We start from the raw sequence: 25,730 nt of genomic DNA on the forward strand, positions 1-25,730 counted from the left end.
CGCCCTTCGGGGCGGTTTTTTACTTTAAGATCGCTTCAGTTTCGACGCGGCATTGACTGTCAATTCGAATACAAACGGCATCATGACGCCAATATTCAAACTCACTATCAATTAATTCTCCCGCCTGATTATAGTTGACCCGGATAATTTTCAGCACCATTTGCCCGGGGCTCAAGTGCAGTGCTTTCGCAACCGATGCCGGAGCCGCAGCAGGCTGAACATCAAACCGGGAGCGGCTATTGCGATAACCATACCGTTGCCGATACAACTCCGTGAGCGATTGCGTTAAATCTTCCTTTAAAATATCCGGAAAATAGCGACTCACCAGACAGTTTTCCACCAGCAACACCGCCCGACCATCAATAGAACGGCGACGAGTTAACCGTTCAATCGGTGTCAGTGGTTCCAGTTCCATCACTCGCATCAGCTCAGGTGATGCCAGCTCACTTTGGATACTTAAAACTTCGGTATCAGCGCGGCGATGTTGTTCTTCAACCATCCGGTGGAAATGGCTACGACTCAGCGGATTATAAATCAACCGAGGCACTGCCACGAACCAACCTCGGCGCCCTTCCCGATAAATCAGCCCTTCCGCCTCCAATGCAGACAAGGCATCTTTTAAAGTCATACGGGAGACAGCAAACAACTCACTGAGCTGGCGCTCCGATGGCAGTTTATGGTCCTTATCAAACACACCCGCATCTAATTGCTGGCGGAGTTGTTCTCGGATCTGGTGGATCCGCAGTGGGCTATCAGACATCCCTTCTCCAATTGGTCTATACCAAATAAATCATCGCTTAAACTATAGTAAACAATCTTTATGAACGAAAATAGTGCGCTAAATCACTTTAAAAAACACTTGATTGAATGATTAATAACCATCATATTCATAAATGTGTCATTTTTTTGAATTAAAGATGTCACTTAATCAGATTACGTTTAGATAAACTTTTTTCTGATCTAGTCCAGGAGACACTCATGAATAAATGGATGATGACGCTCGGCGCTCTGTCGTCGCTTTGCACTACTCAACTCGCTTTTGCGAATACGAACCTTCAGCCACTCATTCAGAAAGCCCAACAGGAAGGCGCTGTCGTCAGTGTCGGAATGCCAGATAGCTGGGCTAACTGGAAAGATACCTGGCGCGATTTAGCGAGTAAATATGGCCTGAAACATCAGGACACCGACATGAGCTCTGCTCAGGAGATCGCAAAATTTGCAGCGGAAAAACAACATGCCACCGCGGATATCGGCGATATCGGCTTTGCATTTGCCCGGGTCGCGAAAGCCAAAGGAATTTTGCAACCCTACAAACCCAGCCACTGGAAAGATATTCCCAACTGGGCGAAGGACAAAGACGGCTACTGGGCTTTAGGATATACAGGAACCATCGCTTTTATCATCAACAACAATCTGGTTAAAAATCCCCCACATAGTTGGCATGACTTAATTAACGGAAAATATCGAGTCACCATTGGTGATGTCGGCTCTGCCGCACAAGCGAATAATGCCGTTTTGGCCGCAGCGATTGCCAATGGCGGCGATGAAACCAACATCAAACCGGCGTTAACTCTCTTTGCAACACTTGCTAAACAAGGACGCCTCTCCCTCAATGATCCCAGTATTGCCAATCTCGAAAAAGGCGAAGTCGCTGTAGGTGTGATGTGGGATTTCAATGCATTGAACTATCGCGATAAAATAGACCGCAGTCGCTTTACGGTACTTATCCCTTCAGATGGTTCGGTGATCTCCGGCTATACCACGATCATTAATAAATATGCCCCTCATCCAAACGCTGCCAAACTAGCCCGCGAATACATTTTTAGCGATGCCGGTCAGATTAACTTAGCCCGAGGCTATGCTCGTCCAATTCGAACTCAGATTGCGTTACCGGATGATGTTAAAGCGAAATTACTACCGAATGATGAATATAAAAATGCCAAGCCGATTCATGACTTCAAAGCCTGGCAGAAAACCGCCCGACATCTGCCTCAGCTATGGCAAAGTCAGGTCTTAATCTATCAGCAGTAGAGGCCTGTGATGTCCAACTCTGTAATCTATATTATCATTGATGGATTAAGTGATCAGGTAGCCCGACAACAGATGGGCTATCTGTTTGCCTTAACGGAAGCCGGTCAGGCCAGCTATTACACGCTGCAATGTGAGCTGCCTTCGCTATCCCGACCTTTATATGAGTGTCTGCTCACCGGTGCCACACCGGTCGAAAGCGGTATCGTCCACAATGGCGTTCAGCGCCGCTCGAATCAAGTCAGTTTGTTTGATCTGGTGCGCTCGACGCAGAAAACAACTGCGGCAGCGGCTTATCACTGGTTCAGCGAATTATACAATCGCTCCCCTTATTCAGCGCGCCGGGATCGTTTTACGCATGATCCAACGTTAGCCATTCAGCACGGGATTTTTTATCATCAGGATCACTATCCAGATGAACATGTGTTTCTGGATGCGGACTATTTGCGCTGCCAATACCAGCCGGATTTACTGCTGATCCATCCGATGAATATCGATGATGCCGGTCATCATTTTGGTCTTGATTCCAGTGAATACCGCAATCAGGCTCGGCAAACTGATTTACTGTTATCTCACTATCTACCGGAATGGATGGCTGAAGGTTACCAAATTATCATCACCGCCGATCATGGCATGACAGCCGATAAAATGCATGGCGGTCGGCAACCCTGCGAACGGGAAGTGCCCCTTTTTGTCATCGGGGATCACTTCAGCCACAACCTGGATATTGTGCCACGGCAAAAAGAACTCTGTGGTTGTATTGCTTCACTCATGGGGATCGCAAATCACCATAAACCCATCTGTAAAGCATTGCTCAAGGAGACCTTATGCCTCGATGGATAATCCAGTGGCGACCCGCGCTGTTTATGCTGCCGATGCTGATGTTACTGGCACTCTTTCAATTAGCCCCGCTGGTGTGGGTTTTAATTCATAGCCTGCTGGATGATGATGCTCAATTCTCCTGGATCCACTATCACGATATTCTTGCCTCTCCGTTTTACCGGCAAGCGTTTATGCATAGTCTCTGGATCTCGGTCTTCTCCAGCCTGATCGGTTTAATCATCGCAACCATCGGCTGTGCCTCGCTTCGACATACTCAAGGACGTTTGCGCCAGCTATTGCTCGCGTTTACCAATATGACCAGCAATTTTGCCGGAGTTCCATTGGCTTTTGCTTTCATTATCATTCTTGGGTTCAATGGCATGATGACGTTGATCCTCCGCCGTATCGGTTGGATCGATGACTTTAATCTCTATTCCAGTCATGGCCTGATGCTGATCTACAGTTACTTTCAGATCCCGCTGGCCATTTTACTGCTCTATCCGGCATTTGATGTTCTTAAAGATGAATGGGCTGAATCCGCCGGACTACTCGGAGCATCACGTAGTTACTACTGGCGAAAAATTGCGCTTCCGGTTCTGGCACCCGCGCTACTTGGAACCTTCATCATTTTGTTAGCCAATGGCATGGGCGCTTACGCCACCGCTTATGCGCTAACCTCGGGGAACTACAATCTAGTCACGATTCGAATCGCCAGTTTAGTCTCCGGCGATCTCTATCTGGAACCTAATCTGGCAGCCTCGATGTCGGTGCTACTGGTCATACTGCTAACGCTGGTCGCCTGCATCAATCAATGGCTACTGAAAAGGAGCTATCATGCCGAATAAATTCACGTGGGGACTTTATCATCGGTTCGTGTTGATACTGATCGGATTCATATTACTGCTGCCTCTTTTAGCCACTGCGATCTATTCACTTTGCCAACAATGGGGAGCGACTATTTTACCTTCCGGATTTACCCTTTCGTGGTATCAACAGCTCTGGCAGGATCCGCGCTTTCTCATCGCATTGGGACACTCACTGCTGATTTGCCTGGGTACACTGATCATCAGTGCCGTATTGATTGTCCCTGCCGTGTTTGTGGTTTTTTATTACTATCCCAAACTCAACACCCTGATGACCGTTTTTACGCTGCTTCCTTTTGCCATTCCTCCGGTGGTTTCATCCGTCGGCCTGCTCCAATTGTACGCGGACGGCCCCTTACCCATCACCGGGACTCCATGGGTTTTAATCGGATGCTATTTCACCATTGCCTTACCTTTTATCTATCACGCTGTCCGTAATAATCTGCGGGCGTTAGATCTACACTCTCTCATGGATGCCGCCCAGTTGCTGGGCGCCAATAGCATTCAAGCATTCATTAAAGTTATTTTACCGAATATTCGTAAAGGTTTATTGTCATCGCTATTTTTGTCGTTCTCTTTTTTAATCGGGGAATTTGTTTTTGCCAACCTTCTGGTCGGAACCCGTTATGAAACGCTGCAGGTTTATCTGTACAACATGCGCCAAACCAGTGGTCACTTTACTTCAGCGCTGGTGATCTCTTATTTTACCATTGTGTTGCTGCTCACCTTAGCCGCGACCCGTTTTAACCGTTAGGGCTATCTGATGCATCCTGTTTCTATTTGCCATTTAAAGAAAAGCTTCGCTGATAAAATCGTATTCAACGATATCAATCTGACCATTGACGAAGGTGAATTTTTGACGCTACTAGGTCCTTCCGGATGTGGTAAATCGACCCTGCTGCGATCACTGGCCGGATTAACCTCTATTGATAGCGGTGAAATTTACATTGGTGATCAACCGATTACCCATATGCCGGTTCAAAAACGAGGCATTGGGATGGTCTTTCAAAGCTATGCTTTGTTTCCGAACCTTAACGTATTTGACAACATCGCTTTCGGACTCAAGCTTCAGGGGCTCGACAGTCAAACCATCCGCACTCAGGTCCAAGAAATTCTGGAGCTGGTCGAATTAACCGACTTTCAAAACCAATTTCCGAAAGAGCTTTCCGGTGGCCAACAGCAACGTGTGGCTCTCGCGCGTTCACTGGTCGTGCGCCCCAAAGTTCTGCTTTTGGATGAACCTTTGTCGGCACTGGATGCCCGGATCCGCAAACATCTGCGCGAGCAAATCAGGGCAATTCAGCAGGAACTGAAATTGACCACCATCTTTGTGACTCATGATCAGGAAGAAGCTCTCACCCTGTCGGATCGCATTGCACTGATGCATCAAGGCGAAATTATTCAGTGTGATGCGCCAGAACAGCTTTATCTCGATCCGATCAATCAATTCGCCGCCAGTTTCATGGGGCAATATAATTTGCTGGATCCTCAACAGGCATCGCAATTAACCGGTCAGAACTACCCAGGTGTGGTCGCCATTCGCCCTGAATCAATCTATTTTGAAGAGTCTGGTCGGACCTATCCGGATCATTTTACGACGCCACTGAAAGCTTCAGTTCTCAATCATCAGCTATTAGGTTCCGTGATCCGCTACCAGGTCAACTGTCACCAGACCCAGCTCACGGTCGATCTACTGAACCGACGAGCCGAACGGCTGTATGCACCGGGAACATATGTGAATCTTCGGATTGATTGTTCGACAATCCGGGCCCTAAAAGCGTGATTTTACAGACGATTGATGATAAAAATGCAGTTCTTATCAGGAAGACAACTTTATTATGCCTACTAATTCATTAACAATTTTTGACTTGGATGACACCCTGCTCAATGGCGACACCATGGCCTTATGGCATCGTTACATTGTCAAACAACAGCTTGTTGATCATTCGGACCAGTTTTTAGCTCAAGATCGGGAATACGAAGCGGCCTATCGCAATGGCACTCTGGATATGCAAGCTTATCTTAATTTCAGTTTAGAGCCACTGCAATCATATGCTGCCGAGCAAGTCGACCAGATGGTGCAGGAATTTATTCAGCAAACCATTACACCGTTGCTCTATCCTCAGGCATTTAAGTTAATGGCAGAGCTACGGCAGAAGCATCACCAATTGCTGGTGATTTCAGCAACGGTCGATTTTATTGTCAGACCTGTGGCCAAACTGTTCGATATTCAGGATGTCTTGGCAATCAATGTCGCTCGCCAACATGGCCGCTATACACCTCAGATTATCGGCACGCCGTCTTTTCGGGAAGGAAAGATCATTCGCTTGCAACAATGGCTAACCCAACAATCGGAACAGCCGGAGGATCTGCATTTTTACTCAGATTCCATCAATGATCTACCGTTATTGGAACAGGTCGACCATCCTTATGTCGTCAATCCGTGTCAACCTCTAGCTGATATCGCCAATAAACGGGGATGGCCCGTTCTGGAATGGCAACTCGGAAACGCTGAATAAATTCCTGTGCTCTTATGGGCTTTCCATCGCCCGATTTGATAAGAGCGAGCCGTGAGCCAAAGTGGTGGTTTAATCTAAACCCGATTAAACCACCCACGTTCGACGATTCTACGCTGATTATCCTTCTACAGCTGGTGCATTTTGATCCATTTTCGCAACTCTGGGTTCGCGAGCGAAGATTAAAACAATCACACACGCAAATATCGCTAAAAAGCCATAGCCTAAGGCAACGTGGAACAGATCCATATAATGAGACATCTGACCCGCAATGAAATTCGGAACAGCGGCTCCCGTGTACGACGTTGCATAGATTAAGGATAACACGCCGGTACGTTCTTTGGTCGAAACCCCAACTAACAACGAACCGACACTCCCGGTGAGTACAATCCCCTGAGCGATCCCGGCCAAGACACTGGCGATTAAAAAGTAACTAATGGTCGATGATTTAATCGATGCAAGGACTCCGATTAAAAACAATACGAATAACACCATCCCCACCCGCTGGGCTTTGGCAGGTGTCAGCCGTGCTGACAGAGGCCCACCGAGTGCGCTCGGAAGCATATATGAAGAGAACACGATGGCGCCGGTCAGCGTGCTACTCGAACCAAGCGCTCCCGCAGAGATAGTTGGACCATAGGCCTGAAAAAAGCCACCCACCGCCCATGTGGCAACAAATGTACACGCCGCAATCGGATACACTCGCCGATCTTTAGGCATTGAAAACCGAGGGCGAAGAGACGCCAGAAGCCCCGGAGCGCGCCGAACGGTTTCTTTGCTAAAAGCAATCAGTAAGCCGCAAATGACCAACCCAAACATCACCACGATATAACAGATAATTCTGGGGTATGCCCCGTATTCGACCTGAGCTCCGGAAGCAATAGCACCTAAAGTCAAACCGACCATGGGCGTATTGCTGACAATAGCGGCCGGAAGCCAAGAGGGTAACGAGACCGCATTATCAATAATAAAAGCGGTCATGGTGCTAGAGGCCAGACCACAGGCGAGCCCCAATAGAAACCGCCCGAGGATCAAAGGCATCGCGCCATTCACATTAAGCAAAATGATGTCGGCGACAATACACAATAAGAAAACAAGAAAAATAACGGGTTTTCTTCCCAAATGATTGGAGATTCGCCCAAAGATCAGCAGCGCCGTAACCGCTCCGACAAAATACACAACAGCCGTCAACGCTAGATCATTATAACTTAACCCCTCAGAACGACGATAAATCTCGTAAAGAGGGATCGGAGTCGCCGAAGCCGCAAATGTCATCAATAGTGACAATGTTGAGGCCCAAAACCCCATATTTTTGTTTACATTTTTCATCATCATTCTCTAAATTTCGGAGACTATATCCTTTAAGGACTGTTGATCTTTCCGGGGTGAATTTTGTGCAAATAAAACGCCTTAAACGTTATATCCTTTGAGGTTTGACTCATGAATGCTCATCGAATATATGCTATTTAAGACGCATTTAAATTAAATCTAATGAACTATCAGTAGATTAATAAATCAGTACTTCATTATTTATTCGTCGACCAAGTTAAAAATAAAAATGATATCCAAATTCTATTTATCACTCACAATTGAGAACAGATGAATACAGTCAAAACAACCCTAAATAAATATAATTAAGCTATTCAAACTAATTTGAATGTTATTTCATCTGTACTCTCAAAACTTCTAAATATATGGAGTCTAATTAAAGTGCTTTTGTTAGTATTTCTTTAATAATATCTTTGGTGTAAATATGCTCTAGGGCGAAAAACGGCGCATTACCAAGTGCTTTTTCGACAATATCATCGATATCTGACGCTTTGATGTTCACTTGAGAAAGACGTGTTGGGGTCCCTATTTGGTTAAACCAATTTTCCAGTGCGCTAATGCCTTCTTCAGCACTCACTTTACCAAAAATCTTAGCGGCAAAGCGCTCAAATTGAGTTCTGTTTTGAGAACAATACCATCTCATCCATGACGGCATCACAATGGATAATCCGGCACCATGAGGCACATGATGTATTCCCGCAATAGCCATTTCTATCATATGGTTTGGCAAAGAGATCCCTGCCGTTCCGGGCATGGTTGATCCATTCAACGCTTGAGTCGCCGCCCACGCAAATTCGGCTCGGGCATTGTAATCATTAGGATCGTTTAACAAAACTTCCGTCGTTTCAATCACTGTTCTGATATTGGTTTCAACATAAGAAGCTGTGATATTTGGATAATATGATGCGGTGAAATATCCTTCAATTGAATGTGCAATCACATCAGAGGCTGAATAAACAAGATAATCTCGGGTAACCGTTTTTTGCAGATCTGGATTGATGATCGACACTTTGGGATATAAACAAGGATCTTTAATCAAGAATTTTTCACTGGTTTTTTCATTGGTTACCGCCGCACCACAGTTCATTTCACTGCCGGTTGCCGCTAAGGTCATGACCGTAAATACCGGTAGCGCCGTACTAAATGATGCTTTCGGATTAAACAAATCCCATACATCGCCATCGTATACTACGCCGGCTGCAATGATTTTAGCGCTATCGGCCACTGAACCGCCACCCACACCTAAGATAGCATCGACCTTATGCTCCCGAGCGACCTCAATCCCTTCATAAATTTTAGATAAAACCGGGCTGCTAATCACGCCCCCCAAAGCCACGAATTCAATATTTTTTTCTTTAAGACTATGGGTCACTGCATCAAATAATCCATTATTTTTAATACGTTCACTTCCATAGAGTAATAGAACTTTTTGAATGCCTGCGTCAGCAACATATGTCCCGATCGTCCCTTCGGTATCATGTCCAAACACGAGTCTGGTCGGATTGTAAGATATAAAATTCTTCATAATTATTCCTCCACGATTGAACCTATAGAATAATTTTACTGCTAAAGCGAACCGTCACAGTTGAACAATGATCTGAGATGTTTGCCTAATCCACTCACGGCTGACCCAGCCCTGATTAATAATTTTTTCTTCTGACAATACGACAGCATTTGATTTTTTGATGTGTAGTATTTAAGTCAGTATCAAGCTTTATGTATGTGGATTATTTTCATCAGTGTTTCATTTTCTATGACTTTATTAAAAATGAAAATAATGATGCGAGTCATCTTCATCACAAAGCTCTTTTATGAAATGGATTTAGTTTAACGGCAGCCTTGAACCATAGAATTGAATAGTTCTCTATTTATAAAAATCAATCAAATTCAAATAGTTATATATTATTTATTTAAAAAATGTAACATGAATTGGACTCGCTCACCTACAGACACCTTCGGAACTTCAATCAATCGGTAGCCAAATTGGTTATACGCTTTAACCATTTCTTGATACGTAGCAACCGCCTCGTCGAAATTCTGCTTGCGCTCTTGATCGTTGATAAAAATGGATGCCCAAGGGGGAAAAATAAATACATTCTGACAATATTTTTGAGTATGACAATATGTGTGCAAAGATTTCGAAATGGGTAAGCACTCGAGCTTACTATATCCATAAACATCAATGAGGCTTCGGTCAAAGAAAACAAGTTCTTTTGACTTAACATAAGCTTGATAATGAGCAAGTTCTTCTCGCATCATTTCGTCACGAAACGCGACCTTATCATCCCAAGGCAGGGCATGCCCTCGACAAGCAACTTGCTGCTGGATGATACGACGACCGGTTTCCGGAACAGACAAGTAGCCAAGCCTATTTAATCGATGGATAACCGACGTTTTGCCCGTTCCGGGCCCTCCGGTCAAAATAATCAAATGATTCAAAGGAACCTCCAATAGGGATGATTATAAATATTGTTAATGATGTTCGAGTCACGACTAACGGATAGCCAATCACAGACCATGCAAAATGGGAAAGTAGGACGCTTTATATGCTGGTTTGATTAAATGAATGTTTAAAAATAATCGAAAGGTCATACCCTGATATGTCAGAGTTACATCCAGAAAGGTGAGCGATAAAATGCTCTTATTGAGCCGAGAATTAGACGTTAGGGTTAAACATCTAATCTAAGGGGGAACATTCCCATTCTACCGTAGTTGAAAAGCGGTTACCAGCTTGGCACACTGTACGATTCAGCCACTTCATCCAAATATGACCGAATCGAATACAACCATACTATGTCCAATATTATGCATCACTGCACTACTGCACATTCCGAGAGATTTGTGGCGTATAACTAGCACTTCCGGCTTTGACAAAATCAACAAAATTACAGATCCCGGAAATAGCTTCATCATCATGATGAGACACATAAACCATCTGCGTTAATTGTTGTTGTGCAATCAGTGATAACGCTTGCAAGACTAGTTTACGGTTAAAATAATCCAGCCCCTGACAAGGTTCATCGAGCAAGAGTAACAATGGATGTTTAATCAACGCCCGGGCGATCAACAATAACCGTTGCTGACCATAGCTTAATTCACGGAACCCTTTTTTTGCCAGATGTTCCATTTTTAACAAACTCAGCCAGGCCAGTGCTTGTTCTTTTTCCTCATAACTCGGCTGCTGATACAAACCGATGGAATCATAAAATCCGGAGATCACAACATTCAATGCGCTGGTATTGACCCGATACTGTAAATGCAGGGCAGACGAAACCATGCCGATACGCTGCTTGACCTGCCAGATACTTTCCCCACTCCCGCGACGCGTCCCAAATAATTCAATCTGATTACTATAACATTGAGGATGATCGCCAAAGATTAAATTGAGTAGGGTACTTTTGCCACAGCCATTGGGCCCACGGACCTGCCAATGTTCACCGGCATGAATTTGCCAGTCAAGATCCTGAAAGATCACGCCGTCATGATACGCAACTTTTCCGGACTGAATCGCAAATAGCGGATCAAAATTCTGAAAATCAGGCGTGCCAGCCGATAGAGTTGCCACGACCGCCGAAGAAACCTCCGAAGCCATGGCTAGCCATTGCTGACGCAGCGGATGGCTAAGCCACTGTTCACGTTCAAAACTGCTATGGAACTGCCCGTCATCAAATAAGGCAATTTGGCTAAAACAAGCCGGTAGCTCCTGATCACGACTAGTAATCATCAGCAATTGATAATGCTGACTTAATTTGTCGAGAAGTTGGCCAAGCTGCTGCTGGAACTGCTTATCCAATCCGGCATAGGGTTCATCTAAAACCAGCAGTTCAGGATCCTGTAAAATGGCTCGAGCCAGCATCAGACGTCGGGTTTCCCCGGTCGATAACATAAAAAAGCCACGAGAGCGAAGATGCGTTAAACCACAATCGGCCATCACCTGTTCGATCCGCTCCGGATCCAAGCACACTTCAGTCAGTAACTCTTCCACTGAAGACCCCGGATCAACTTCATTGGTCAAATCAGTTTCATCATTGGCTTTTTCACGTTCTAACAAGCGCTGCTGTACACTTAATGACACGACACCGACACATCCGGGAACTCCTTTCAGAGTCCCATTAACCAACTCTGCTTCGTCACACAGATAGTCAGCTAATAAAGATGGAGAGTTATCTCCGGCAATAATACAGGTGTGTTGCCCTGAAGCGATTTGCCAGGATTTAATAAAACAACTTTGTTGGTCTTTTTGGAATTGGCACTGCTCAAATTCAATCATGATTCTATCAACCTCCTTGATAGCTCCATGCTAACGGATCTTTTAAAAATTGCGACTAGGATCGCAATAAGAATTGAATCAGAATAATTATTCAAAGAGATAAACGACGAAAGCCCGCTTAAAATAAGCGGGCTTTCTGAATGTGGCTCCTCCTGCTGGGCTCGAACCAGCGACCTGCGGATTAACAGTCCGTCGCTCTACCAACTGAGCTAAGGAGGAATTGTGGTGCCCAGAGGCGGAATCGAACCACCGACACGAGGATTTTCAATCCTCTGCTCTACCGACTGAGCTATCTGGGCAACGGCGGCTATTAAACGTTTTCGCCGGAGGGAAATCAAGTAATTTTTTTAAAAAAATGACTAACCGCGCATTTTAACGTCAATCCGATGTTTTTATAATCGCAGATGACTCAAATCAAGCCATATAGGCTATATGACTGTGCTTTTTTCCCCTCAAAATAACCGCCCACACATTGCTCATCCGTTATAACTATTAATTTTTTCTTCCTTCGGCGATTTTCATAAGAAAAAGAGCAAACGGATCAAATTCACTTTAGATGATTAGGGTCTGGATAATTTTAGACAAGATAGCGATATATCGATTTAATTAGATTCAACGAGTCCGCATGTAAACGTGATAAACACCATGCCAACACATCAATCATACAACCAAATTTGACAAGGACTTCAAATATCTTTTAAAAGCACGAACGCATGTTCTGAAACGACGAAAGCCCGCTTAAAACAAGCGGGCTTTCTGAATGTGGCTCCTCCTGCTGGGCTCGAACCAGCGACCTGCGGATTAACAGTCCGTCGCTCTACCAACTGAGCTAAGGAGGAATTGTGGTGCCCAGAGGCGGAATCGAACCACCGACACGAGGATTTTCAATCCTCTGCTCTACCGACTGAGCTATCTGGGCAACGGGGCGTTATTAAACTTTTTTTAAGGTCCTAAGTCAACATTATTTTTCACTCAAAAATGCGATTGAACAGTAAACAACCAATTTTTATGATTTATAGGCAATTCTGCGATTATTTTCAGTAAAAGAGCGTGAACAGGGTCCAATAAATTCTCAAATAAACTATCCATGATCCGATTCATGTTATAACATAACGATTTATTTTTTAAACAATAGTTAAGCTTATGCAGCGACAACTGGCCCATTTAGTCAAAACAGCAGAACATTACTGTGAGCAAAACCAACAACGTCTAACCCCTAATCGCCGAGAAGTTTTATCGATTTTAGCGACCAATCATACCCCCATGAGCGCTTATGAGATTCTCGATGCGATGAAACCCAAGCATCAATCGATCAAGCCCCCCACTGTTTATCGGGCTTTAAAATTTTTATTGGATGCCGGGCTAATTCATAATATTGAATCAACCAATCAATATTTACTTTGTAATCACCTCGATCATCCGCATCAGCCCCAGTTATTAGTCTGTCAGGTATGCCGGTCTGTTGAAGAGATCCCATTAAGTGACGAGATGCACAAACAACTGTGTGAGAGTGCTAAATCGAGAGGATTTCATCTCATTCACCATGCGATCGAATTACACGGTATTTGCCACAATTGCCAAGAGCAACATAATTGATGTCCATCGATACCCATCTCATTAGCGGTTTTTTGGGAAGTGGCAAAACCACAACCCTCAATGCGTTATTACGACAAAAACCGGTATCCGAGCGTTGGGGGATCCTCATCAACGAATTTGGAGAACTCGGATTAGATGAACGCCTGATTATCGCGGATAATTCTGTACTCTTACGACAAATCAGTGGGGGGTGTTTATGTTGTACTCAAGGGGCAGCATTTCGCTTAGCTTTAGAGCAATTAATCAGTTTCAAACCAAATCGAATTCTCATTGAACCCACCGGGCTGGGTCATCCGGGAACGATCATTCAACAACTAGTGCAACACCCTCATATTCAGTATCATTCAACCTTTGTTATCGTTGATATCCAACAAGTTTTGGATCCTCAATATCAGTCTGAATATCTGTGGCAACAAATGTTCAACGGCGCATCTTATATTGTGCTGAATAAATTAGATCAAGTGTCCTCAGCAATACACGCTCAGGCCATTGAATGGCTACAGCAGCATTATCCGCAACAAAAAAAGATTTCAGTTGAATATGGACAACTCCCCCTGAAATACTTCACAATGCCTGTCCCGCTTTGTACTCAGCCCTGTGAATCCAAAGTGATCACACACATTTCTCGGGTCGAGCAGCAGGGTCAGGGATATCAGAGTTGTGGCTGGCAATTTCCACAAACGGTGAGCTTTAACCATCAGGCATTAATAGCGCTGTTGCAACGTTACCAAGTACGGCGCGTCAAAGCGCATCTACATACAGATATAGGATGGAGAACGATCAATGGTCTTGGTCGTCAAATCAACAGCTGTCCGGCCAAAGCGGCCGCTACAGCTAAATTGGAACTCATCCATTCCGAACGACTGAACTGGCCCGATATTGAACAAGAACTACAAAATGTTAAGACTGGATAAGAAGTATGTCTTTAAAGAAGTTTAATTTTTGGTCACGTTGGTGGGCTCTGCCTAAGCTACACCGCCGTGGACTGTTACTCATTATTATTTTACTGGCCATTGTTTTTGCCTGGACCCCATCTAAAAATTTAACAGGTGAAGTCAACCTGCCGGCCAGTCAACCCAGCCAGGATCAACCTGGAGAAACGCTCCCTTCAGCCAGTGACCCGGTCACCGATCAAAACCAGAGTATGCAACCCAGTCGTGAATACACAATTGTAACGGGTGATACGTTAGGTGAGATCTTTACTCATCTGGGATTAAGCTATAACCAGATGAACACTATCCTAGAAAATGACCAAACTCAGGCACTCGATACTCTAAATCCTGGTGATAAATTACGCTTCTGGCTCAATGACAAACAGCAGTTGACCCGTTTTCAGGTGTACTTCAATCCGGGATATTATGTCGATTTTAATCTATTAGAAGATGGCAGTTACGAATCTAAAGAAATCCGGCTGGAAGGGACTTGGAAACGTCGCCTGATCCGAGGAAAAATAGAAGGCAGTCTCTATTTATCCGCCCGTAAGCTTGGATTAACTCCCGCTGAAATTGATCAGATCGGCCAGATGTTCAGAGATAAAATCAATTTCAGCCGAGAACTACGCGCCGGCGATCTGTTCCAGGTGGTCCTTGAAGATCAATTTATTGATGGACAAGCGACCGGAGAAAACCATCTGCTAGCGGTCCAGATCGTGAATCGCAACCGAGAACTGAATGCTTTTTTGTTTGATAACGGCAAATATTATGATGAAAACGGTGACAGTTTAACCCGGGCTTTTTTACGGTATCCAACTAAACGCCACTACCGCATCAGTTCGCCGTTTAATTTACATCGCCGTCATCCGGTAACCGGGCGCATCGCCCCCCATTTTGGGACTGATTTTGCCTGTGCCAGTGGAACCCCAGTCATTGCTACCGGAGATGGTGTCGTGACCCGAGTAATCCGCCATCCTTATGCGGGATTATATGTGGTTATTCGTCACGGAAGTACCTACATCACCCGTTATCTACATTTAAGCAAAACCTTCGTTAAACAGGGGCAACCGGTGAAACGAGGACAAGTGATTGCATTATCAGGCGCAACCGGACGTGTCACAGGACCGCATTTGCACTACGAATTTCGTATTAATAATCGCCCGGTAAATCCGATGAGTGCCAAAATTCCAATGGCGGCAGCGGTTTCACGTAAAGATATGCCCGCCTTTAAGAAAGTGGTCAAAGAAATGCTTCAGACCATGAAGGAGAATGCTCCGGCTGCATCATAGGAGTGTTAAGCATTCCGGCATAACTTTTTTATCCCGGAATGCTCTTTAATCAATAACGGGCTTAGAAGACCCGGCACAAAAATCCTTTCAGATAAAAACCTTCGGGATAGGGTCCGGCAACTGGATGATCTTCGGCCTGTTCCAATGCTTTAATAAACTGGATTTGCCGACCGGCATCCAAGGCTGCATCCGCTACAATTTTCTGGAATAACTCTTTGGGCATCAGCCCGGAACAAGAAAAAGTAGCTAATAACCCGCCGGGCTCCAAAAGGCCCATCGCCAAGCGGTTAATATCCTGATAGCCCCGGCTCGCGCGTTTTAAATGGGCTTTACTATCGACAAATTTGGGCGGATCCAACACGATCAGATCAAAGTTCAGCTCCCCCTGATAATCTCGTAATGCCTGAAATACATCGATTTTAATATGCTGAATCCGGGTATCATCCAACTGATTCAAACTCACATTCGCCGCCGCGATATCCAATGCATTTTGAGAAACATCCAGATTCATAACGGATGCCGCCTGCCCCGCCAGAGCATACGTTCCAAACCCTCCGGTATAACTGAAGCAGTTTAAAACCCGGCGTCCCCGAGCCAATTGACCAACCAATTGCCGGTTATTACGCTGATCCAAATAGTAGCCCGTTTTATGACCCGTGATAATATCCACCCATAATTTCAGGCCATTCTCTTCAATCACCATAGGCTGTGGTGGCAAGGTTCCGGCGAGTAATCCGGTCACCGGCTCCAGCCCTTCTTTTTTTCTGACATCGACATCAGAACGCTCATATACACAGCAATTTGGATACAGGGTCGTTAATGCCTCAAGTAACATCGAACGACACCAATCCGCTCCGGCACTGAGCAACTGAATCACCAAGACATCGGCGTACCGATCAATCGTGACGCCTGGTAAACCATCATTTTCCCCGGCCACTAAGCGATAACTATTGGTTTGTGAAAATTCACTTAAAAGAGCACGCCCGGCTTGTGCCTGCTGCAATTTTTCGATAAAAAATTCAGTCGTGACCGGAGTTCGTTTATCGAAACTCCAAACACGAGCTCGGATCTGCGAGTCCGGTGAATATCCAGCATAAGCAAGCCACTGTCCGGCTGAAGAATAAATCGATACAATATCCCCTCGTGCCGGAGAGCCTTCAACACGCTCAACCGCATTGGAAAACAGCCAAGGATGGCGTCGAAATAAGGATTTTTCACGTTTAGGATGTAAATAAAGGGCTGGTTTCATCTTGCATGTTCAGGGTTGGGCAAACAGGGCGATGATTATAGAAGTGGTTGGCTTGGCTTCCAAGCTTTTTAGTCGTTAAGATAATGTCATGAATGATAGTGAACCATTAATAGAACAGAAGCGGCAACAACTAGCAGCATGCTTGGATACACTGCAAATAAAATATCAATCCTACTGCCATCCGCCGCTGATGACCTGTCAGGAAGCGGATCGAATCGGTCTAATTCGCAGTGGCTCTCGGATTAAAAATTTATTTCTGCAGGATAACGTCGGTAAGCGCCATTTTTTACTGATCACTTATTCAGAGACGCCAATCGACTTAAAAATGTTAGCCAAAGAGCAGCAGACCAAACGATTAGGGTTTGCTTCAGAACGACGCTTAGCTCATTATTTGAATGCCACACGGGGCTGCGTCTCCATTTTAGGACTATTTTACGATCAAGAACAGCAAGTAGAATTATGGATTGATCGACAATTATGGCATGAAACCAACGGACTCCAGTGTCATCCGCTGGATAACCGGCAAACCTGGGTGATTTCTAAACCGGATCTCACTCGTTTTATTGAATACACGCGTCATTCCATACAACTTGTCGATTTATAGGCAATTGAGAGTATTTTCTGATATAACAGTCAGAATCATTAGTAAGTTTTGCGTGCGCTTTTAAAGGAGTAAGCATGGCAGCTGAGCCATTGGGGGCCTGGACCCAAGCCCTTGCAATTCATACACCGTGGTTTTCTTCATTAACTGATGCCCATTCATCCATTCATGCATATCAACTTTTCTGGCAAAATTTACCTTTCTGGGTCATTGCGTTACTCGGAGGGGCAGTTGTCGCCTATCAACGTCGCTGGTGGTCTAGCCTGGCGGCTTTATTAAGCATTACCGTCAGTTGGTCACTCGGAAGCTGGCCTTTAGTCAGCATGACGCTAGGGTGTTGGTTACCCATCTGGTTATCCAGCTGGCTAATCATTCGTTTTATTAGTCGCTTTGCCTCTCAGAGTGAGAAGTTATGCCGTTACAGCCACTATTTTCCGCAAAGTTGGCCCATCATTATTATTTCGATATGGGCCATGATTACCCCTCCAATTTGGTGGAGTGCAGCCATCGCTTGCTGGATAGCTATCATTCCACAGCTGCTCAGCAAACGTCTGAAAATTTTCAACGCGATGCCAACCACCGCCATGAAACAAGCCAGCCAATTGGGAGCTAATCGTCATCAGTGCATTGAATGGGTTGCCAAACGTTATCTTAAGCAACCCCTGCGACATTGGCTGCGTGAATCATTGGTTTTATCCATGTTCTCTTGCATGTTAGCCGGGATCATCGGATTTCCGGGGATCGGCCAGATCTTTATCTCGGCATTGTATCAGCAGCAATATGAACAGTTAGCGCCTGCGGTCATTGCCCTGATCTGTATTCTAATATTCCTGTCATCACTAGTCGCCTCAGCTCAACATCGAGAGTCCCCGCTATGAGCCAAGTTCAGTTACAGAATATCCGGTTATCAATATCCAGTGAGGTCAACACCCTTGATCTCACCTTACAAGCCGGTCAACTCGTTGGTTTATGTGGGGACATCGGCAGTGGTCCGGAGCGATTACTAGAAGTTTTATTTGGTTATCGCGTTCCTCTATCCGGTAAAGTCCGCTATAACGGCGAACCGATTCCGCATAGTGAAAAAGCACTCAGTGCCTGGCGAGCCAAAGGTGTGGCGTTGGTTTCCGATGCACTTCCTCTTATTGATATTTTAACAGTCCGCGAAAATCTGTTACTCGCGCTGCAAGTTCAAGGCAAGAACCGTCGTAAAGCACTCGCTCAGGCGGATGAGGCACTGGCAACCGATCAACTACTCTCGATTGCTGATCGTTATCCGGAACAGTTAAATATTATCGAGCGTACTCAGGTTTTACTTTGGCGCGCTTATATTGCTCAGCCTCAATTGTTACTGATCAATCAACAAATCAATAATCTCCCGGCCGCCATTCGAGGCCGATGGTATCAACGCTTTGAACGATTACGTCAGCAGCGCCAATGTATCGTCATTTTGTTCAGTTCCGAATTACTTGAGCTGTGCCAACAATCTGATTATTTATTGGCCTTTGATCAAGGCGAATGTATTGCACATGGACAACCGCAAACCCTGATTTTACGCCACGATTGCCAACCATTGCACCGACTCCTCATGAAGATGAATCCACTGCTGGCCGTCAATGCCAAAGGATTGGCGAGTATGCCTTCTCTGTGTTTGAAAGCACAAATTAGTGCTCAGGCCGCCTTATCGGCAATGCAAAGCAAACAGCGCAGCTATGCTTATTTGGTTCAGGGTAGTCAATTAATCGGTGGGCTTTCGTTATATCAAGCAAATCGCGCTGTTCAACAAAAAGCGACCTCACTCATTAGTTATTTGGATAAACTTCCCACCATTGAAGCCTCTGTCCCATTAAGTGAAGTTCTTTCTGAAGGGGTAGGAAGACAACGAGATTTAGCCGTGATTGATCATAAAGGACGCTATTTGGGACAACTGCGTTATAAACAGATCTTGGCCCGACTCAATGAAATATTCAATCCTCGTCATGATTACCGAATTTCAGTAGAAGAAAATCAGGCCGAAAAAGAAATTCTCCCAGAGGCACCGTCAACGCTCACATCAGGAGCCGACTAAATCACATCAAAAAGCGTAAACTGTGCCCGAATACCTTAAGCCATCCATTACTCCTGATAATCCTGTATATGGCTTAAAGGTAATTCAGTATGTTCGATGACGGTTCTTAGGATAAAACTTGACCGAACCCCAGTCACTCCGGGGATCCGCGTCAATTTACCGAGTAAGAAATTCTGAAAATAAGTCATATCCGGTACCGTCACTTTCAGCTGATAATCCGCATCATTACCGGTCACTAACATACATTCCATCACTTCTTCATATTTAGCGACTTCTTTTTCAAAGCCTTCAAAACGCTCCGGTGTATGGCGATCCATCGTAATATGGATATAAGCTGTAAGACTTAAATTCAGTTTATTAGCATTTAAAAGCGTCACATGACGCCGGATAAAACCAGCATCTTCAAGCTGTTTCACGCGGCGGGAGCAAGGTGATGGAGATAAACCTACACGTTCAGCCAATTCCAGATTACTGATGCGGCCATTCTGTTGCATGACCTCTAAAATCAGCCGATCGGTTTTATCTAATTTAAGCATGACAATCGCATTCCTCAATAGTATAGTGCCGCAGCAGCCCGGATTCCCCCGTGAAACATGGGTTCATCATGATAAAAACAAACCTAAATGGGTAAAAATCCACACACCCATCATTATCAAACGCTATTTATTCTGAGTATCGTGACACAAGTCCCGCTCACTAACCATGATAGATTCAATTGAATCATGGCCATTCAACTGTCAATAATAACATAAATTCTCTTTAATACAGACATAATTGGATATATATATTCATTTTCTTTTTATTTTTTAGCACAACTACTCAAAATTAATATCATTTAAATGACCAACCCGATTGGGATCGCCTCATGAGTTAGGTTGCGATTTAAACAATGATGCGATATCGGTGCTATTTCAGATCCAAAATCGTTTATTCTATGTCGGCCAGCCGCCATCCATCGGAGTGATCAAGCCATCATGGTGATCGAAACAACCCTGCACAGTATCGGAACCTCTTCGCCACAATGGGCGTTATATCTTCATACCCAAATGCCAGCGTATTCTGATCAATCACCTTCACATGCCCATTTTATTGAGATGCTCATCAAGCAAAACGGGAATCACTGGAGAAAAATTTTAGTCATTTGGGCGAAACTCTGTGCCCCCGATCAGCACTGGAGAGATTATCTGTATGAACAATTACTTAATGAACAGCAAATTGTCATCGGCTCACGCCAACTCAGCGCTGCTTCACAGCATTTTATTGCGGGAAAAGCCAATTGGCTTCAATTTGGATTTCATCTTGATTTAGCACTCCCCAATTATCATTGGCAACCTCCGTTCTGTTTAGTACCCTATCCCGATTATCGGCAATTTCCAAATAGGCTGATAGCTGCCATTCGGCAAGACTTACAGGCCAACACGCCCACGTAGGGGGGACTTATGTATAGTGGTATTATTCAGGGACATTACCCGGTGACTCAAATCCAACAGCGTCCGGGTCTAATGTCATTTGCAGTTCGGTTTCCTAACGACTTGATGCAATCGCTGCGACAGGGAGCCAGCATTGCCGTTGATGGCGTTTGCCAAACGGTACGACTCATAGATGAATCAGAAATATGGTTTGATGCCATGCAGGAAACGCTAGATAAAACCACTCTTTCTCAACTTCAAGTGGGACAATATGTCAATATCGAGCGTTCGTTGCATTATGGTGATGAAAACGGCGGCCACGAATTATCCGGTCACATCGATGGAACACTCACAATTACGCAAATTACCAACTCCGAGCATAATTACGTGATGACCTTAGAAGTCCCGAAAAATTTTCGTAACTATGTTTTTAATAAGGGATTTTTAGCTATTCATGGAGCTAGCCTGACCGTGAGTGACTGGAACGTGAGCGAAGGAACTTTTAAGATCTACCTCATTCCCGAAACGCTTCGCCTGACCAATCTTCGCCAGTTTAAAACAGGCGATCAACTTAACTTCGAAGTTGATCGCCGAACCCAAGTTATTGTAGATACTGTGGAACGCTATCTAGCGCAGCATCCGACACTTAATCAGTAATGCCTAACTCGGTTTCAATATCAGCCACCAGTTGCATCGGTTGCGTGGTTGGACTATAACGACGTACCCGTTGGCGGTCAGCGGAAACTAAGAATTTAGTAAAATTCCACTTGATCCGTTGACTCCCTAATACTCCGGGTGCTGCACTTTTAAGCCACTCAAACAAGGGATGAGTATTGATCCCATTCACATTGACTTTATCAAACATGGGAAAACTCACGCCGTAGGTTTGTTCACAGAACTGTTGGATCTGTAAATTACTTCCGGGCTCTTGTTGTGCAAACTGATTACATGGGAAACCGAGCACAGAAAATGAATGATTTCGATACTGCTCATAAATCGTTTCTAATTCCTGATATTGTCCGGTAAAGCCACACTCACTAGCTGTATTTACAATCAATAATACTTTATCATTATATGCGGCCAGTGATTGTTTCTGATTTGCGAGCGTTAATAATTCCAAGTCAACTGGAAATTCTTTCATAGACACTCCTTAAATACCTCACTAGCTTATTTTGTGATCTTGCGTCACCTTTGCTTCACAAGGTATCATTGTAAGCCCGTTATCGAGTAATTGTTAAATTGCTTTTGTATCACTTATAGGAAAATTAAAGGAAAACGATTAAAAAATCGCCTTTTCAGCCGATAAAGACCATAATGGTACGATTGGAATTCCATTAGGTATGCTGTTCAGGCAATGGTTTTCCCTCATCCATGGACGATCGGTACGTTTTTAAACTTTAGAAGACATTCTTATTATTAATATTGTTGTAGGTAAGTATGTTCACTTACCCGTCCGATAAGGGAATTGACATGAAGGTTGTAGATTTTTTAAAGAAAAAAAGTGAAATCTTAGCTCAGCACCAGTTTGACCTGATTGATTTGAAAGAACGGATTCCACCGGCATTGCTTGACCATTGGTCCGAATTTCTCAATAAAGCTAACAATATTCAGATTGTAAACTGGGCCCGTGAGCATCAGTTTATATCTATAGGCTCCAGTAACAATAAAATCAGTAGCAATAAAACGACAGTCGTTGCCAAACCTATTGTATTGCCTGAAGAAGCACAAAAGTTACTGACTCAGCTTTCTAAACAGATTAATGAAGAAATCCATATCGGTGAGTGGATGACCATCGATCAGGAACGCATCAATCAGTTTGCACAAGTCACTGATGATCAGCAGTGGATCCATACAGACCCTCAGCGAGCCAAAAATGAATCGCCATTTAAAAATACCATTGCGCATGGCTTTTTGACATTATCGCTATTACCCACACTGACGGATAGTGTGAATCCTGAAGAACCGGCTTATCCTAGTGCTAAAATGACCGTTAACTATGGCCTGAATGAAGTTCGTTTTCTCTACCCGGTGAAGGTCAATAGTCGTATTCGAGCCCATACGACTTTAAAGTCAGTCACGCCTATTAAGCGTGGATTAGAATTAGTCAAAGAAATTCGGGTTGAAATCGAAGGAACCCGACGTCCGGCCTGCATTGCTCAAACCGTACTTCGCCTTTATTTCTAACACCTGTTGCGCTACCTCAGGGGATGAGGTCTACCTCACCCCAAGTAAAGTTGGTAATTCTAATAATTGCTGGATCTGATAGGTCATAGACTGTAATGATGGCTGATGGTTAGGATTAAACCAGACCTGATCGATTCCGGCACGTTTCGCACCTTCAATATCGGCTAGTAAACTATCCCCAACCATTAAACAGGCTTCGGGTACAGTATGTACCGCCTGCATTGCATATTCAAAAATGGCCGGATCCGGTTTATGGGCTCCTACCTCATCTGAAACAAAAACCTGTTCAAAGTAATGAGTTAACTTCGCTGAGGCCATTTTTTTATACTGGGTTTCCGTAAACCCATTCGTAATTAAATGCAGATGAAAATACTGCTGCAAAATATCTAAGCATTCATAACATCCCGGGAAAACACCATCCATCTCGGCGCAATGGTGAAGGTACCACTCATCCATTGCGATCGGTGTTAATTCAAAATGTCCTTCATTCACCCCAAGCTGACGAAATGTTTCCGAAAAACGAATCGCCCGCAGTTGCTGTTTATCAAGTTGGCCATGATTAAATTGATCCCACAAGGATCGATTCACCTGCTCATAAACATCAATAAACTGCTGCTGACTAAACCCCTGACCTTTTAAAAAATTCTGATACATCGATACTAAAACCAGCCGGGCATTGCGATCAAAATCCCATAGCGTATGATCTAAATCGAAAAATATATGCTGATACTTCATTCCCACTAAGCCTCCTAATTAGCCTCTAGGCGCCCTAATCAGTTCAATTAAAGAATCAACACTGGCATTCAGTACCTGTTCATCAACCAAAATACAAGGGAAACTACGCAGCCCCATTACCATCACAAATAACATTTGGGTTGTATCTTGAATGGATAAATCCGATTTCAAATGTCCCTGTGCAGCAGCACGTTTAAGTTCCTGAGCCAATCGGTCCGATAGCTGCTGCCAAGGAACCATCAGCATTTGACTAATTTCATCGTCAATATGACTAAATTCAGCAATCGTACGACTCAGTAAACAATAACTATTTTTTTCTAAAAGATTTGTCACCAGTCGCTTTAAATAGCTGCGGATCCCTTCAAGAGCATTTTCATGCTGAAAACATTGTTGGCTTTGCTGCCAGCGATTTTCAATAAACTGCTGTAAAGCAGCCAATAAAATACCCCTTTTATTGGTAAACGCACAGTAAAGACTTCCGGGATGCAATCCTGTTGCAATTTTCAAATCCTGCATCGTTGTATTCGCATACCCTTTGCGACAAAAGACTTCCATAGCCGCTTCAAGGACTTCATGACGATCAAATTCAGCAGTTCTCATAATAACATGACCTCTAAACAATCCTTCCAGTGTACCGAAGAGCGAAAAAAATAACCATAATTGAACGTTCGTTCAATATTTTCTTGAATATTTATTCAAAATATTCTTCAATAGGAGAGTCAGATAATTGACATGTCTTCCCATGCTTAGATCGTCCGTAACATAAATACTAAAGATCAGCAGACCCTATAAGTTGATACATGTTCCTTGTATCATCGCAGTCCGACCGACCAAGGATGGTGGTCTCTCTACAAAGGTTAAAACATGTCTAAACGAAATAATCATTCAACCTCCATGGCCCACCACGATGCCTTTTTCCAAAGGCCGCAGCTACTGGGTTAAAATAGCCACATGGTCCTTCCCATTCATCCTTGGCAAACACGCTATTCCAGGCGAGGCCCTGACTATCGTTTCAACAGTAATGTCACATTTGGTGAGATCAAACGGCAATTTGGTTTTGCCTCGATTCGATTGGGGCGGTGGGTCAATGCTAAAGAGCAGCAACTGGGCGCGAACTTAATTTTCGATGCATTAGCGGATTTAGCATTTATTTTAAATGTTCCGCCTCAAACTATTGGCCTTCGGAATCAGTTGCATCTGGCTTTTGGCAGTGACGGCGCTCCCGATGCCAAAGCTCATTATCAACCCTCCCGAAAAACCCTGGCTCTCGCTAAAAATGCAGGAGGCGGCGCACTCGCTCATGAATTCTGGCATGCATTCGATCATTATATTCGCCCTCATCTTTACCCGAATTCATCTCAAACACTGGCCACACAGGCCTGGCAAGAATCCAATGAAGCCCCCTCACACCCATTGAATCAGAAACTACTGGCACTATTGAATGACGCTTTGTTGAATGACTCACGGGAAGGACCTTCCAGTTTATTGGCTGATGCCATGCAACTGGATCGGCAGGCGGGAAGCTTCTATTTCAGTCAACCCACAGAAGTTCTCGCGCGAGCTTTTGAAGCCTATATTCAAGATAGCCCTATCATTTACAATAACTTTCTGGTCAGTGGAAGTAAGCGCTCTCAGTTGGCACAAGCAGGCGCTTATCCACAAGGAAAACTCAGAGCGTTACTCAACCATCGCTTTACCGATTATTTTTCACTGCTGGGCACAGCCCTCATCAATCAAAGTCATACCTCAAAGGGGATTGACCTTTAAGATTAACTTTGCAGCCATCTGCGCTTAAAGCATTTAAATTCACCCGGAACAGTCAGCCGTCCCCAAAGCCATTCA

Annotated in this window: 26 protein-coding genes and 4 tRNA genes; 16 read left to right on the top strand and 14 right to left on the bottom strand. The window is 44.4% G+C overall.

The window, feature by feature from the left end; all coding sequences use genetic code 11:
* Positions 1-19: 19 nt before the first annotated feature.
* Positions 20-760 (bottom strand): UTRA domain-containing protein, encoded by a 741-nt coding sequence (locus ABUE20_RS16930; RefSeq protein ID WP_408621136.1) that lies wholly within the window; start codon positions 758-760, stop codon positions 20-22.
* A gap of 233 nt (positions 761-993) precedes the next feature.
* Here ABUE20_RS16930 and ABUE20_RS16935 point away from each other — a divergent pair, with 233 nt between their 5' ends.
* Genes ABUE20_RS16935 through ABUE20_RS16960 form a run of 6 tightly spaced genes read left to right on the top strand, consistent with a single transcriptional unit; the run spans position 994 to position 6,232 of the window.
* The gene (locus ABUE20_RS16935) at positions 994-2,031 is read left to right on the top strand and encodes an ABC transporter substrate-binding protein (protein ID WP_408621189.1); all 1,038 of its coding nucleotides are present in this window, start codon (positions 994-996) and stop codon (positions 2,029-2,031) included.
* 9 nt (positions 2,032-2,040) lie between these two features.
* On the top strand, positions 2,041-2,871 hold the full coding sequence (locus ABUE20_RS16940; RefSeq protein WP_408621137.1) for an alkaline phosphatase family protein: 831 nt from the start codon (positions 2,041-2,043) through the stop codon (positions 2,869-2,871).
* On the top strand, positions 2,856-3,695 hold the full coding sequence (locus tag ABUE20_RS16945) for an ABC transporter permease (RefSeq protein WP_408621138.1): 840 nt from the start codon (positions 2,856-2,858) through the stop codon (positions 3,693-3,695). The genes ABUE20_RS16940 and ABUE20_RS16945 overlap by 16 nt, the downstream gene beginning before the upstream one ends.
* Positions 3,685-4,467 carry an ABC transporter permease gene (locus tag ABUE20_RS16950; protein WP_408621139.1) on the top strand — a complete coding sequence of 261 codons (783 nt, stop codon included), beginning with the start codon at positions 3,685-3,687 and terminating at the stop codon, positions 4,465-4,467. The genes ABUE20_RS16945 and ABUE20_RS16950 overlap by 11 nt, the downstream gene beginning before the upstream one ends.
* Before the next feature lie 9 nt (positions 4,468-4,476).
* A complete protein-coding gene (locus ABUE20_RS16955) occupies positions 4,477-5,496 on the top strand; it encodes an ABC transporter ATP-binding protein (protein WP_408621140.1) in 1,020 nt (339 codons plus the stop codon).
* Positions 5,497-5,551: 55 nt separating this feature from the next.
* Positions 5,552-6,232, top strand: a complete 681-nt coding sequence (locus ABUE20_RS16960; RefSeq protein WP_408621141.1) for an HAD family hydrolase — start codon at positions 5,552-5,554, stop codon at positions 6,230-6,232.
* Positions 6,233-6,349: 117 nt separating this feature from the next.
* Here ABUE20_RS16960 and ABUE20_RS16965 read toward each other — a convergent pair whose 3' ends face one another.
* The 8 genes from ABUE20_RS16965 to ABUE20_RS17000 all read right to left on the bottom strand — a co-directional run bounded on the left by ABUE20_RS16965 (position 6,350) and on the right by ABUE20_RS17000 (position 12,747).
* Positions 6,350-7,558 (bottom strand): MFS transporter, encoded by a 1,209-nt coding sequence (locus ABUE20_RS16965; protein ID WP_408621142.1) that lies wholly within the window; start codon positions 7,556-7,558, stop codon positions 6,350-6,352.
* A gap of 376 nt (positions 7,559-7,934) precedes the next feature.
* Entirely contained in the window at positions 7,935-9,083 is a 1,149-nt protein-coding gene (locus ABUE20_RS16970) for an iron-containing alcohol dehydrogenase (RefSeq protein WP_408621143.1), read from the bottom strand.
* 377 nt (positions 9,084-9,460) lie between these two features.
* A complete protein-coding gene (locus ABUE20_RS16975; RefSeq protein WP_408621144.1) occupies positions 9,461-9,997 on the bottom strand; it encodes an AAA family ATPase in 537 nt (178 codons plus the stop codon).
* 379 nt (positions 9,998-10,376) lie between these two features.
* Positions 10,377-11,828: an ATP-binding cassette domain-containing protein gene (locus tag ABUE20_RS16980; RefSeq protein WP_408621145.1), complete on the bottom strand. Its 1,452-nt coding sequence runs from the start codon at positions 11,826-11,828 to the stop codon at positions 10,377-10,379.
* 143 nt (positions 11,829-11,971) lie between these two features.
* Positions 11,972-12,047, bottom strand: a tRNA-Asn gene (locus ABUE20_RS16985).
* A gap of 4 nt (positions 12,048-12,051) precedes the next feature.
* Positions 12,052-12,127: transfer RNA gene (locus ABUE20_RS16990), tRNA-Phe, on the bottom strand.
* 464 nt (positions 12,128-12,591) lie between these two features.
* Positions 12,592-12,667 (bottom strand) — tRNA-Asn (locus tag ABUE20_RS16995).
* A gap of 4 nt (positions 12,668-12,671) precedes the next feature.
* Positions 12,672-12,747 (bottom strand) — tRNA-Phe (locus ABUE20_RS17000).
* A gap of 224 nt (positions 12,748-12,971) precedes the next feature.
* Here ABUE20_RS17000 and ABUE20_RS17005 point away from each other — a divergent pair.
* Genes ABUE20_RS17005 through ABUE20_RS17015 form a run of 3 tightly spaced genes read left to right on the top strand, consistent with a single transcriptional unit; the run spans position 12,972 to position 15,645 of the window.
* Complete coding sequence (locus ABUE20_RS17005; RefSeq protein WP_408621146.1) at positions 12,972-13,424, top strand: Fur family transcriptional regulator; 453 nt, start codon at positions 12,972-12,974, stop codon at positions 13,422-13,424.
* A complete protein-coding gene (locus tag ABUE20_RS17010; protein WP_408621147.1) occupies positions 13,424-14,338 on the top strand; it encodes a CobW family GTP-binding protein in 915 nt (304 codons plus the stop codon). Before ABUE20_RS17005 ends, ABUE20_RS17010 begins: the two co-directional genes overlap by 1 nt.
* Positions 14,339-14,343: 5 nt before the next feature.
* Positions 14,344-15,645: a peptidoglycan DD-metalloendopeptidase family protein gene (locus tag ABUE20_RS17015; RefSeq protein WP_408621148.1), complete on the top strand. Its 1,302-nt coding sequence runs from the start codon at positions 14,344-14,346 to the stop codon at positions 15,643-15,645.
* 61 nt (positions 15,646-15,706) lie between these two features.
* Here the strand turns inward: ABUE20_RS17015 and ABUE20_RS17020 are convergent, their stop codons facing one another.
* Positions 15,707-16,894 carry a class I SAM-dependent rRNA methyltransferase gene (locus ABUE20_RS17020; protein WP_408621149.1) on the bottom strand — a complete coding sequence of 396 codons (1,188 nt, stop codon included), beginning with the start codon at positions 16,892-16,894 and terminating at the stop codon, positions 15,707-15,709.
* A gap of 88 nt (positions 16,895-16,982) precedes the next feature.
* On the opposite strand from ABUE20_RS17020, the gene ABUE20_RS17025 reads away from it, so the two are divergent.
* The 3 genes from ABUE20_RS17025 to ABUE20_RS17035 all read left to right on the top strand — a co-directional run bounded on the left by ABUE20_RS17025 (position 16,983) and on the right by ABUE20_RS17035 (position 19,560).
* Complete coding sequence (locus tag ABUE20_RS17025; RefSeq protein WP_408621150.1) at positions 16,983-17,498, top strand: YbaK/EbsC family protein; 516 nt, start codon at positions 16,983-16,985, stop codon at positions 17,496-17,498.
* A gap of 74 nt (positions 17,499-17,572) precedes the next feature.
* The gene (locus ABUE20_RS17030; protein WP_408621151.1) at positions 17,573-18,373 is read left to right on the top strand and encodes a hypothetical protein; all 801 of its coding nucleotides are present in this window, start codon (positions 17,573-17,575) and stop codon (positions 18,371-18,373) included.
* Positions 18,370-19,560 carry an ATP-binding cassette domain-containing protein gene (locus tag ABUE20_RS17035; RefSeq protein WP_408621152.1) on the top strand — a complete coding sequence of 397 codons (1,191 nt, stop codon included), beginning with the start codon at positions 18,370-18,372 and terminating at the stop codon, positions 19,558-19,560. The genes ABUE20_RS17030 and ABUE20_RS17035 overlap by 4 nt, the downstream gene beginning before the upstream one ends.
* 47 nt (positions 19,561-19,607) lie before the next feature.
* On the opposite strand, the gene ABUE20_RS17040 is transcribed toward ABUE20_RS17035, so the two are convergent.
* Positions 19,608-20,096, bottom strand: a complete 489-nt coding sequence (locus ABUE20_RS17040) for an Lrp/AsnC family transcriptional regulator (protein ID WP_408621153.1) — start codon at positions 20,094-20,096, stop codon at positions 19,608-19,610.
* 438 nt (positions 20,097-20,534) lie between these two features.
* Here ABUE20_RS17040 and ABUE20_RS17045 point away from each other — a divergent pair, with 438 nt between their 5' ends.
* Together ABUE20_RS17045 and ABUE20_RS17050 are read left to right on the top strand one after the other, a co-directional pair.
* On the top strand, positions 20,535-20,990 hold the full coding sequence (locus tag ABUE20_RS17045) for a DUF6942 family protein (RefSeq protein WP_408621154.1): 456 nt from the start codon (positions 20,535-20,537) through the stop codon (positions 20,988-20,990).
* 9 nt (positions 20,991-20,999) lie between these two features.
* A complete protein-coding gene (locus tag ABUE20_RS17050) occupies positions 21,000-21,626 on the top strand; it encodes a riboflavin synthase subunit alpha (protein ID WP_408621155.1) in 627 nt (208 codons plus the stop codon).
* Here the strand turns inward: ABUE20_RS17050 and ABUE20_RS17055 are convergent.
* Positions 21,616-22,110 (bottom strand): glutathione peroxidase, encoded by a 495-nt coding sequence (locus tag ABUE20_RS17055; RefSeq protein ID WP_408621156.1) that lies wholly within the window; start codon positions 22,108-22,110, stop codon positions 21,616-21,618. The genes ABUE20_RS17050 and ABUE20_RS17055 overlap by 11 nt on opposite strands.
* A 329-nt stretch (positions 22,111-22,439) precedes the next feature.
* Here ABUE20_RS17055 and ABUE20_RS17060 point away from each other — a divergent pair, with 329 nt between their 5' ends.
* On the top strand, positions 22,440-23,153 hold the full coding sequence (locus ABUE20_RS17060; RefSeq protein ID WP_408621157.1) for a MaoC family dehydratase: 714 nt from the start codon (positions 22,440-22,442) through the stop codon (positions 23,151-23,153).
* Between the two features lie 30 nt (positions 23,154-23,183).
* On the opposite strand, the gene ABUE20_RS17065 is transcribed toward ABUE20_RS17060, so the two are convergent.
* Together ABUE20_RS17065 and ABUE20_RS17070 are read right to left on the bottom strand one after the other, a co-directional pair.
* Positions 23,184-23,888: a YjjG family noncanonical pyrimidine nucleotidase gene (locus tag ABUE20_RS17065; protein WP_408621158.1), complete on the bottom strand. Its 705-nt coding sequence runs from the start codon at positions 23,886-23,888 to the stop codon at positions 23,184-23,186.
* Positions 23,889-23,906: 18 nt separating this feature from the next.
* Positions 23,907-24,488, bottom strand: a complete 582-nt coding sequence (locus ABUE20_RS17070; protein ID WP_408621159.1) for a TetR/AcrR family transcriptional regulator — start codon at positions 24,486-24,488, stop codon at positions 23,907-23,909.
* Positions 24,489-24,839: 351 nt separating this feature from the next.
* On the opposite strand from ABUE20_RS17070, the gene ABUE20_RS17075 reads away from it, so the two are divergent.
* Positions 24,840-25,655 (top strand): CLCA_X family protein, encoded by an 816-nt coding sequence (locus ABUE20_RS17075; RefSeq protein ID WP_408621160.1) that lies wholly within the window; start codon positions 24,840-24,842, stop codon positions 25,653-25,655.
* Positions 25,656-25,730 lie beyond the last annotated feature (75 nt).

This window comes from Celerinatantimonas marina (assembly GCF_046054165.1).
Taxonomy (GTDB): Bacteria; Pseudomonadota; Gammaproteobacteria; order Enterobacterales; family Celerinatantimonadaceae; genus Celerinatantimonas.

Excerpts from the sequence above, each read along its gene's own strand:
- ABUE20_RS16930 (WP_408621136.1), bottom strand. The coding sequence starts at position 760 with ATGTCTGATAGCCCACTGCGGATCCACCAGATCCGAGAACAACTCCGC.
- ABUE20_RS16935 (WP_408621189.1), top strand. The coding sequence starts at position 994 with ATGACGCTCGGCGCTCTGTCGTCGCTTTGCACTACTCAACTCGCTTTT.
- ABUE20_RS16940 (WP_408621137.1), top strand. The coding sequence starts at position 2,041 with ATGTCCAACTCTGTAATCTATATTATCATTGATGGATTAAGTGATCAG.
- ABUE20_RS16945 (WP_408621138.1), top strand. The coding sequence starts at position 2,856 with ATGCCTCGATGGATAATCCAGTGGCGACCCGCGCTGTTTATGCTGCCG.
- ABUE20_RS16950 (WP_408621139.1), top strand. The coding sequence starts at position 3,685 with ATGCCGAATAAATTCACGTGGGGACTTTATCATCGGTTCGTGTTGATA.
- ABUE20_RS16955 (WP_408621140.1), top strand. The coding sequence starts at position 4,477 with ATGCATCCTGTTTCTATTTGCCATTTAAAGAAAAGCTTCGCTGATAAA.
- ABUE20_RS16960 (WP_408621141.1), top strand. The coding sequence starts at position 5,552 with ATGCCTACTAATTCATTAACAATTTTTGACTTGGATGACACCCTGCTC.
- ABUE20_RS16965 (WP_408621142.1), bottom strand. The coding sequence starts at position 7,558 with ATGAAAAATGTAAACAAAAATATGGGGTTTTGGGCCTCAACATTGTCA.
- ABUE20_RS16970 (WP_408621143.1), bottom strand. The coding sequence starts at position 9,083 with ATGAAGAATTTTATATCTTACAATCCGACCAGACTCGTGTTTGGACAT.
- ABUE20_RS16980 (WP_408621145.1), bottom strand. The coding sequence starts at position 11,828 with ATGATTGAATTTGAGCAGTGCCAATTCCAAAAAGACCAACAAAGTTGT.
- ABUE20_RS17005 (WP_408621146.1), top strand. The coding sequence starts at position 12,972 with ATGCAGCGACAACTGGCCCATTTAGTCAAAACAGCAGAACATTACTGT.
- ABUE20_RS17010 (WP_408621147.1), top strand. The coding sequence starts at position 13,424 with ATGTCCATCGATACCCATCTCATTAGCGGTTTTTTGGGAAGTGGCAAA.
- ABUE20_RS17015 (WP_408621148.1), top strand. The coding sequence starts at position 14,344 with ATGTCTTTAAAGAAGTTTAATTTTTGGTCACGTTGGTGGGCTCTGCCT.
- ABUE20_RS17020 (WP_408621149.1), bottom strand. The coding sequence starts at position 16,894 with ATGAAACCAGCCCTTTATTTACATCCTAAACGTGAAAAATCCTTATTT.
- ABUE20_RS17025 (WP_408621150.1), top strand. The coding sequence starts at position 16,983 with ATGAATGATAGTGAACCATTAATAGAACAGAAGCGGCAACAACTAGCA.
- ABUE20_RS17030 (WP_408621151.1), top strand. The coding sequence starts at position 17,573 with ATGGCAGCTGAGCCATTGGGGGCCTGGACCCAAGCCCTTGCAATTCAT.
- ABUE20_RS17035 (WP_408621152.1), top strand. The coding sequence starts at position 18,370 with ATGAGCCAAGTTCAGTTACAGAATATCCGGTTATCAATATCCAGTGAG.
- ABUE20_RS17040 (WP_408621153.1), bottom strand. The coding sequence starts at position 20,096 with ATGCTTAAATTAGATAAAACCGATCGGCTGATTTTAGAGGTCATGCAA.
- ABUE20_RS17045 (WP_408621154.1), top strand. The coding sequence starts at position 20,535 with ATGGTGATCGAAACAACCCTGCACAGTATCGGAACCTCTTCGCCACAA.
- ABUE20_RS17050 (WP_408621155.1), top strand. The coding sequence starts at position 21,000 with ATGTATAGTGGTATTATTCAGGGACATTACCCGGTGACTCAAATCCAA.
- ABUE20_RS17055 (WP_408621156.1), bottom strand. The coding sequence starts at position 22,110 with ATGAAAGAATTTCCAGTTGACTTGGAATTATTAACGCTCGCAAATCAG.
- ABUE20_RS17060 (WP_408621157.1), top strand. The coding sequence starts at position 22,440 with ATGAAGGTTGTAGATTTTTTAAAGAAAAAAAGTGAAATCTTAGCTCAG.
- ABUE20_RS17065 (WP_408621158.1), bottom strand. The coding sequence starts at position 23,888 with ATGAAGTATCAGCATATATTTTTCGATTTAGATCATACGCTATGGGAT.
- ABUE20_RS17070 (WP_408621159.1), bottom strand. The coding sequence starts at position 24,488 with ATGAGAACTGCTGAATTTGATCGTCATGAAGTCCTTGAAGCGGCTATG.
- ABUE20_RS17075 (WP_408621160.1), top strand. The coding sequence starts at position 24,840 with ATGGTCCTTCCCATTCATCCTTGGCAAACACGCTATTCCAGGCGAGGC.